Origin of the sequence: Pseudomonas sp. Pse1 (assembly GCF_024519635.1) — a bacterium.
Taxonomy (GTDB): domain Bacteria; phylum Pseudomonadota; class Gammaproteobacteria; order Pseudomonadales; family Pseudomonadaceae; genus Aquipseudomonas.
On sequence record NZ_JALJRO010000009.1, the window covers coordinates 235,619 to 244,284 of the forward strand.

The window sequence follows — 8,666 nt, forward strand, 5'->3', positions numbered from 1 at the left end:
CATGCTGTCGGACAAAGCAGGCATAATACCGCGCCTTCGCCTGCGAAGCGCTTCAACCTCACAGCCGGTCGCCCCCTTTGAACGAGCCTCAGCAGCACACCACCTTACGCCCCTCGGCCTGCCCGGGGTTGCTGCGTATCGTCCAGGCACTGGATGGCGGGATCTGCCGGATCAAGCTCAACGGCGGGACGATCACGGCGGTCCAGGCGATCGCGGTGGCCGAGGCTGCCGAGCGGTTTGCCGGCGGTGTGATCGAGGCGACCAATCGCGGCAACTTGCAGATTCGCGGGGTTGGCGGCGAGTCCCAGTGCTTGATCGACAGCCTGCTGGCCGCCGGCCTGGGGCCGCGTTCGATGGCCGGTGACGATGTGCGCAACCTGATGCTCAGCCCGACGGCGGGGATAGATCCGCACAGCGTGTTGGACACCCGGCCATTGGCGGCGCGGATTCTTGCCAGCCTGCAAGACAACCCGGTGTTTCACGACCTGTCGGCCAAGTTCGCTGTGCAACTGGATGGCGGTGAGGCGCTGGCGATGCTTGAGCACCACCATGACCTCTGGTTGAGCGCCGTCGAGCGTGAGGGGGAAGGCATGCTGGCATTTGGTCTGGCGGGTTGCCCGACAGACATACCGCTGGCTGCCGTGCGCGTCGAAGACGGCCATGCCCTGGTGATCGCGGTACTGGAGCTGTTCCTTGAGCGTGCGCGACCGGAGCAGACCCGCATGCGCCATTTGCTGACGGAGTGTTCCGCAGAGTCGTTGCTGCAGTCTTTAGCCGAGCACGTCGCGGTGCATCCCCTCGATCAATGGCAGCGTGCGCCGGCCGAGCCCCATCGGCACATCGGCACGCATGCGCAACGCGAGGCGAGCCTGGTGCATGTCGGCGCGGTGCCGCCGCTGGGGCGCCTCAACCCTGCGATGCTCAAGGGCGCAGCGCGCCTGAGCGAGGCTTTCGGAGACGCCAGCCTGCGCCTGACCCCATGGCAGAGCCTGCTGCTGCCGAACATTCGCGTCCAGGATGCGCCGATGCTGAGTCAGCAACTGCAGGACCTCGGATTTGTCCTGGATGCCGCACAACCCCTGGCCCATATGCTCGCCTGCACCGGTTCGGCCGGCTGCGCTAAAGGCCTGGCCGACACCAAGCGTGACGCCGTGCAACTGGCCACGCTGCTGCAACGTCCCGACATCGAACGGCACGTGCACCTGTCCGGTTGCCCGCGTTCCTGCGCCTCGGCACACACGGCGCCCGTCACCTTGCTGGCGGTGGGCGCCGGTCATTACGACCTCTATTTTCGCGATGCGCGGCAGCCGGGTTTCGGCGCCCTGCACGCACGCAACCTTACTATCGACGCGGTCGGCGCCTTGCTCGACGCCCGCTCACGGAGCCCCCTTGATGCTTGATTACATCCGCGACGGTCAGGAGATCTATCGCAACTCCTTCGCGATCATTCGCGCCGAGGCGAACCTGGACCGGATCCCGGCCGACCTGGAAAAACTCGCGGTGCGGGTGATCCATGCCTGCGGCATGGTCGAAGCCATCGACGGTCTGCAGTTTTCCGAAGGTGCGGGCAAGGCCGGGCGCGCTGCGCTGGCCGCGGGTGCACCGATCCTGTGCGACGCGCGCATGGTCAGCGAAGGCGTGACCCGCGCGCGCCTGCCGGCCAACAACCCGGTGATCTGCACCCTGCGCGACGACAGCGTGCCGGAGTTGGCCCGCGAATTGGGCAATACCCGTTCCGCAGCGGCGCTTGAGCTGTGGCGTCCGCACCTGGAAGGCAGCGTGGTGGTGATCGGCAATGCCCCGACCGCGTTGTTTTACCTGCTGGAAATGCTCGATGCCGGCGCCCCCAAACCGGCCTTGATCCTCGGCTTTCCGGTGGGCTTTGTCGGTGCCGCCGAATCCAAGGCCATGCTCGCGGCGGACAGCCGGGGCGTGCCATTTGTGATCATGCAAGGTCGGCTGGGCGGCAGCGCCATGGCTGCCGCAGCGGTCAATGCCCTCGCCACGGAGATTGAATGATGCAGCAACCCGGACGTTTGATCGGCCTTGGCGTCGGCCCCGGTGATCCCGAACTGATTACCGTCAAGGCCTTGCGTTTGCTGCGTGAGTCGCCGGTGGTGGCCTACTTCGTGGCCAAGGGCAAGAAGGGCAATGCCTTCGGCATCATCGAGGCCCATCTGCAGGACGCGCAGAACCTGCTGCCGTTGGTGTATCCGGTGACCACCGAGACGTTGGCACCGCCGTTGTCTTACGAACAAGTGATCAGCGACTTCTACGATGGCGCCGCCGAGCAACTGGCCGAGCATCTGGACGCCGGACGCGACGTGGCGGTGATCTGCGAGGGTGACCCGTTCTTCTACGGCTCCTACATGTACCTGCATGATCGCCTGGCCCAGCGCTACGAGGCGCAGGTGGTGCCGGGTGTCTGCTCGATGCTCGGTGGCGCTTCGGTGCTGGGGGCGCCGCTGGTGTATCGCAATCAGAGCCTGTCGGTGCTGTCCGGGGTGCTGCCGCATGAGGAGCTCAAGCGGCGCCTGGCCGATGCCGATGCGGCGGTGATCATGAAGCTGGGGCGCAACTTGCCAAAAGTCCGTGAGGTCCTGGTAGAGCTGGGCCTGGCCGACCGTGCGCTGTACGTCGAGCGCGCGACCATGGCCAACCAGAAGATCGTGCCGTTGGATCAGGTCGAGCCAATGTCGTCGCCGTACTTCTCGTTGATCATCGTTCCCGGCGAAAGGTGGCAAGGCTGATGACTGATTCCACGCCGGCCATTGTCATCCTCGGCCAGGGCAGCCTGGCCACCGCGCGCCGCATTCAGCAGCTCTATCCTGCTGCGCAGATCCACGGCCTCGCGGCTCGGGTCGAAGGCGCCGACAGCACTTATCTGGAGTTCGGTAGCACCCTGCGCAAGCTGTACCAGCACGACACACCGATCATTGCGCTGTGCGCGGCGGGTATCGTCATCCGCACCCTGGCCCCGCTGTTGCTGGAAAAGGGCGCCGAACCGCCGGTGCTGGCGGTGGCCGAAGACGGCAGCGCTGTGGTGCCGCTGCTCGGTGGCCTCGGTGGGGTGAATGACATGGCGCGGGAGATTGCCGCCGCCCTTGAAGTCGCGCCAGCCATTACCACCAGTGGCGAGCTGCGCTTCGGCACCTGCCTGCTCAATCCGCCCAGCGGTTATGCCCTGGCTGATCTGGAGCAGGGCAAGCGTTTCGTTTCCGACCTGCTAGCCGGGCACAGCGTGCGCATCGAAGGCGTTGCGCCCTGGCTGGATCAGGCGCAATTGCTTGAGGATCCGCAGGCACAGCGCTCGATTCACATCGGCAGCGCCGAGCGTGAAGCGAACCGTCATGAATTGCTGATTTACCCACGGAGTGTGGCGGTGGCGGTGAGCGCGGGTGCAGGGGCCGAGGACATTCGCGCGGCACTGCAACAGGCAGGCGTAGCGGTGCAGGCAGTGGCCTGTCTGCTCGCGTCCGAGGACGAAATGGCCAGCCCGGACCTGCGCGAAGCGGCGTCGGCGCTCGGCGTTTCGCTGCGTTTTGTCGCTGCAGCGAGCAGCGCTGGTGCGCTGGCCCGGTCTGCGGTGCCGGAAGCGAAGGTCATCGAGTCGGGAGAGGGGATTGCCATCGCGATTGCTGCCCAGCCATTGCAGGTGAACCAGGTCGGTCGTGCCCGTGGCCGTCTTGCGGTGATTGGCCTCGGCCCGGGGGCCGCCGAGCTGATGGTGCCGGCGGTGAAGGCCGAGCTGGCGCGGGCCACCGACGTCCTCGGCTATGAAACCTATGTGCGCATGGCCGGTCCGTTCCGTGCCGATCAGGTGCAGCATTGCACCGATAACCGCGAAGAAATGCAGCGTGCCCGCCATGCTTTCGAGCTGGCGGCGCAAGGGCGCTCGGTGGTCGTGGTGTCGTCCGGTGATCCAGGCGTATTCGCCATGGCAGCGGCCGTGCTTGAGGCGTTGCACGAGTCCAGCGAGCCGAGCTGGCACCGTGTCGAGCTGGAAATTTTGCCGGGCGTCTCGGCCTCGCTGGCCACCGCCGCGCAAGCCGGTGCGCCACTTGGCCATGACTTCTGCGTGATGTCGCTGTCGGACAACCTCAAGCCCTGGTCGATCATCGAAAAACGCCTGGACCTGGCCGCCGAGGCCGATCTGGCGCTGGCGTTCTACAACCCGATCTCGCGTTCGCGTCCCTGGCAGCTGGGGCGGGCCCTGGAAATCGTCGCGCAACACCGAACCGCTGCAACGCCGGTAGTACTGGGGCGTGATATCGGGCGTCCGGGTCAGACGTTGCGCACCACCACCCTGGGGGCACTGACCCCGGAGCAGGTGGACATGCGCACCATGGTCTTGATCGGCTCGTCCACCACCTGCGTGTTTCCCCGTGCCGAGGGTGGCGACTGGGTGTATACGCCGCGTTGGTACGGTGAGAAGCCGCTCTCCTGAATGAAGACGCCCCTGAATAGGGGCGTTATTCAATGTCTAGTTATGTTTGGCGTTATGGGTGACTTTGAGTGAGTCGCGAAGCTGTACATGTGCTGAATTCAATCGAATTTGTCCTTGTTGGTTGGGTGCGTTAGTTTCGATTCAGTCCAAAAAGATAGGCTAATTAACTTGTCAATAAAGTGGTGGGTATCTTTCGATGTCGACCGCCTTGATCAGTGCCTGTGTTTATGGGGGATCGATTAACTTTCAAGGAAGATATTATGGGTGACAATTTAGTTGGCATTGGAGAGCTTGGTGATAATGCTTTTTCAGAGGCGATGTTTTATCAGCTGACGGTGGAGTTGGCGGAGTTTGAGGAAGATCCGGTTTATCAGGCGTTATTTCAATATTACAGGGGCGTAAATCAAAGCGCAGAAGTGGCGGATAAACTGGCGGCTGCAACACTTCTGAATAACTCGATCAATTCGCTGTTTCAACGTCGATCTTCACCCCCTGGCGATAGTGCCAAGCAAAGTCTGCAAGCGCTCGAGCAGTTAACCTCAAGGCTCAACGCGACAATGTCCATGTTGTCCCCGGCGCATGAGCCGGTTCCCAAAATCATGCATTTTGTCAGGGTGGGTGGCAGTAAGGTCACTGACATTCAGCGTGACTACATGAACATCTGGCGCAAGGTTCTGGCTGCCGAGGGCTATCGCTTCAATCTCTGGTATGACAGCGATGCGCTGCTGGCTTTCAAGATGAATCGAGTGATTCGCGATAGCGCCAAGGCGGATGCGATGGAGTCCGCTGCAACCGAGGAGACTGACCCTACACGGCTGGCGGAATTGATTGAGCATCGTGCCCGGGTTCTCAAACGACAAATGTGGGATTACCTGCAACAACCGCAGTGGGCCGGGCGAGCGGATGAGGCGCGTATTGATCTGATGGTCCGAGTCTATGGCGAGGATCGGGCGACGCTGGAAGCGTTTCGTCAAGACTGCCTGGACAGTCACCTGGCCCTGATTGGACCGGATCTGCAGCTGCGCGACGCCGGTCTGGAGTTCCGGGATCACCCGTTGCGAGATATCTATCAGCGTGAAGTCGCGATGCGTGGCAATTTTGCGGCGGCCAGTCATGTTGTGCGTTTGCAGGCTCTTTATAAGGAGGGAGGACGCTACAGCGATATGGAGTATTTGCCGCCGCTGGTCGATAAGCCGGGGGGCGTCGATATCAGTGAGTTCTCTGGTGAGGCAAAAATCGGTGTATTGCAGCTGTTGCTCAATTATGACGACAGCTTGATGCCCGGCCGGGGTCATCCGGACCATGCTGACAGGACGGCACTCATCCCCACAGAACTCCAGGAGCCCCTGCTGGCATTTGCACGTGGCAAGCCAGGGCTCGATAAAATATTTGTTGCACCCCGGGACCAATCGGCTCCGCACGATGGATTGCGCATGGGCACGGCATATGGTGCCGCCAGTGACGGGGAAATGAACGAGCATGTTCTGGCGCAGCCGAACAGCGCAATGATTGAGTCGACCCAGCAGGTGATTCGTTCCAATTATGATGTTCTGTTGGAAGTTGAGCGCCGACTGACTGAAGACGCTAGCAGTTGGGGCGATAACGATAGTCTGAACAAGGTCGTGGCCGACGTTATCAACGAGAAAGAGGTGGAAGTCTGGCCGACGCCGGCACGTCAGATGCACTTGAAGAAGTTGCGTGAGGCCTTGCTCAGCTACCACCAGGAAGGCATTCATGTCGATGCCCATAGTGCGATCTTTATGACCGGCTCGCCGGCCTCATCCAAGGGGATCGCTGACTACATTGAGGCGCATATCGAGGGTGAGCATGCGCTCGCTGTTCGCAGTCGGCTGAAGTTGTTAGAGGGCTACAACTATTACACCGAAGCAGCATTCAGCACCGACGGGGCCATAAACGGCGAAGAGCGGCGCTGGCTTGCCTCTGAGCAAGAGAGATGGACATACGGCGAACTCACGTCGCGTTACTTGGGTAACCTGTCGGAATTGCTCAACGAACAAACCCTCGAATTCGATGGCGGCTGGCCTGTCGTCGAAGGTAAACCGGTGTTGCTGACATCCGTCCTGCAGCAACTGCTCCATGAGCTGCATGGTCAATTCGTGGACGTGATGAATGAGCGCGTGAGCGGTAAGAGACGCTTTCGCTACAGGTTTTTCATTGGTCCCATTGAGCGTGCCCAAATCCGCGCGCAGCCTGACGTAAAACTGCCACCCTCGACGGACACCCAGTCACTCGGCTATCTCAACGCAGCGTTCAGCCGGATGGCTGCCGGAGATCTGCTGATCGAACAATTGAGCCCCGCGCACCGCGTCGTGCTCGGCGGCTTGTTCGGGGCCACGAGTCTGGATGAGGTGGGTTTTGCTCGGGCGTGGGAGGCGGCTTGTTTGCTGGCGAAAAACACTGAGGGTCGCAGCAGCAGTGAACGCTACATGCAGATTGAGCAGCAGCTTCGCGAGCAATCCGGCGCTGACTTCATGCTCGGACTCAACACGGGCATGCCACTCACTTCGATCGAGTGGAGTTCCTGGACGTCAAGAGTTGGGATGTTGTTCGACCCCTTGAGTGTTCGTCAGTGGGGAGAAAACGCCAACGGGATTGAGTCCGCGGCCAGGCGAGAATATCGATTATCCATACTTCAACGTGGCGCTCCCGTTCGTAGGCGGATGTTGGGAGCCGGGGCTGTTTCGGTCAAGCAATTGCCCCAGGGATTGCTGGTAAGTGGCACTGGCGATCCGTGGCGGCGCTGCTATCCATTGGCGCTGGTCATGGCCGCAGTTCTTGAGCAGGGGGACGCAGTCGAGCTCACATGGATAGGTAAACTGGTCAACGCCGACCTGGCTCAGGATGATCCGCAAACCCATCATTTACTGCGAGTGCTGGATGACCTGCGCAGCGTTCCCATGTCGCAGTTTGGTCAGAAGCGCACAGCGATGGATTTGCCTCGGGTGATGCAGATCCTGGAGGAGAAAGCCGACGGTGCGAGCCTGATGCTCAACACTGACAGGCACTCACTGCTGATCAGCAAGCACATGGTCGACGACCACGCGGTCTATCGCTTCTATGACCCCAATTTTGGTCTCTACGGGTTTGAGCGAGCGGAGGATCTACAGCCAGGTATCGGAGCTTTTTTCGCCGACCAGAAACTTGCGCTGCTCTACGGGATTGAAGATCTGTCCAGCGCCACCTTCGACGTGCTTGAGCTCGACGGTTCGAGGATCTGCGCTGAGCCCTTGCCGTCACAGCTGACCGTCGGTGAGTTGTTGGGCGATCACACCGTTGAGCCTTGGCAGCATCACGCCGCGTTAAGCACCCTGGCGTTATCGCATCACCCGCATCTGGCACGTGCGATGACTGAGCTGGATGGTCGCCGCTGGGCGCAACGGATCAAGCAGGCCACCCGGGAATTGCTGGCCAGGCACGGCCTGAAACAGGAGTACGTGCCGCTGTACCAAACAGTAGAGCCGGCCGGTGAAGGGAAATGGACAATGACGCTGGTCAATCGCCGAAGGCCAGGCGAAAGTTTGAGCGTAACGCTTGAGGACCCCATCTGGTTCAATGCCAGGAACTGGCTGCACGAACAGTTCATGGATATGGCCAAAACGCTGCCCGTTGACGTCACCCCTCAGGAGTCTGCGGCCATCCCAACGCTCGACGCCGGCTTGAGAATCGCGGCGCTGTTGCTGACTTTACGGCAGCAGGGAAGCGCTGGCGAGAAGGAGGGAGAATCGATGGTGTTGGGGGTGCGTCTGCAAAGCTATTTGACGTACATCCAGCAGGCTCATGGTCACATTTCCACTGTTGTCGAGGTTGTGACGCAAATACAGCAAGTACTGCTCGATCAGCGGTTGATCACGTCCACGGTCACCAGCGCAACGAAGCATTCCTTTCGACTTCTCGTGCTCGGAAAGGCGGGCTTTGTCTTGGGGCTTATTGGTGTCGGGTTTGATGTTTACGAGCTAGTGACCGCTAAAGATGCCACGGGCATAGCCGTGGCCGCGGTTAATCTGACCTTCAGTTTGACTACGGTTGCATTGCAGGGCTCTGCGCTGGTCGCAGGTGGAACCTTTGCCGCTGTTGCAGGCCCGCTGGCGGTTGTTGTGGGTGGCGTCGGCTTTGGTGTGGGGGCTCTGACCAGAAACTACAGCTGGGGGTGTCAGAAATTTTGTGTTCGGGCATAACATGAGTAAGAGGTGCATGTATG

At 61.0% G+C, this 8,666-nt stretch carries 5 protein-coding genes; all 5 read left to right on the plus strand.

Features of this window, described 5'->3' with window-relative positions; all coding sequences use genetic code 11:
• Nucleotides 1-77 precede the first annotated feature (77 nt).
• The 5 genes from cobG (at nucleotide 78) to NR126_RS15970 (ending at nucleotide 8,643) form a co-directional block, all read left to right on the plus strand.
• Nucleotides 78-1,400: a precorrin-3B synthase gene (gene cobG / locus NR126_RS15950; RefSeq protein ID WP_105753976.1), complete on the plus strand. Its 1,323-nt coding sequence runs from the start codon at nucleotides 78-80 to the stop codon at nucleotides 1,398-1,400.
• Entirely contained in the window at nucleotides 1,393-2,019 is a 627-nt protein-coding gene (locus tag NR126_RS15955) for a precorrin-8X methylmutase (protein WP_027617602.1), read from the plus strand. Before cobG ends, NR126_RS15955 begins: the two co-directional genes overlap by 8 nt.
• Nucleotides 2,019-2,750 (plus strand): precorrin-2 C(20)-methyltransferase, encoded by a 732-nt coding sequence (locus NR126_RS15960; protein WP_027617603.1) that lies wholly within the window; start codon nucleotides 2,019-2,021, stop codon nucleotides 2,748-2,750. Before NR126_RS15955 ends, NR126_RS15960 begins: the two co-directional genes overlap by 1 nt.
• Nucleotides 2,750-4,447 (plus strand): precorrin-3B C(17)-methyltransferase, encoded by a 1,698-nt coding sequence (gene cobJ, locus NR126_RS15965; protein ID WP_256830604.1) that lies wholly within the window; start codon nucleotides 2,750-2,752, stop codon nucleotides 4,445-4,447. The genes NR126_RS15960 and cobJ overlap by 1 nt, the downstream gene beginning before the upstream one ends.
• A 260-nt stretch (nucleotides 4,448-4,707) precedes the next feature.
• Entirely contained in the window at nucleotides 4,708-8,643 is a 3,936-nt protein-coding gene (locus tag NR126_RS15970; protein ID WP_256830605.1) for a TcdA/TcdB catalytic glycosyltransferase domain-containing protein, read from the plus strand.
• Nucleotides 8,644-8,666 lie beyond the last annotated feature (23 nt).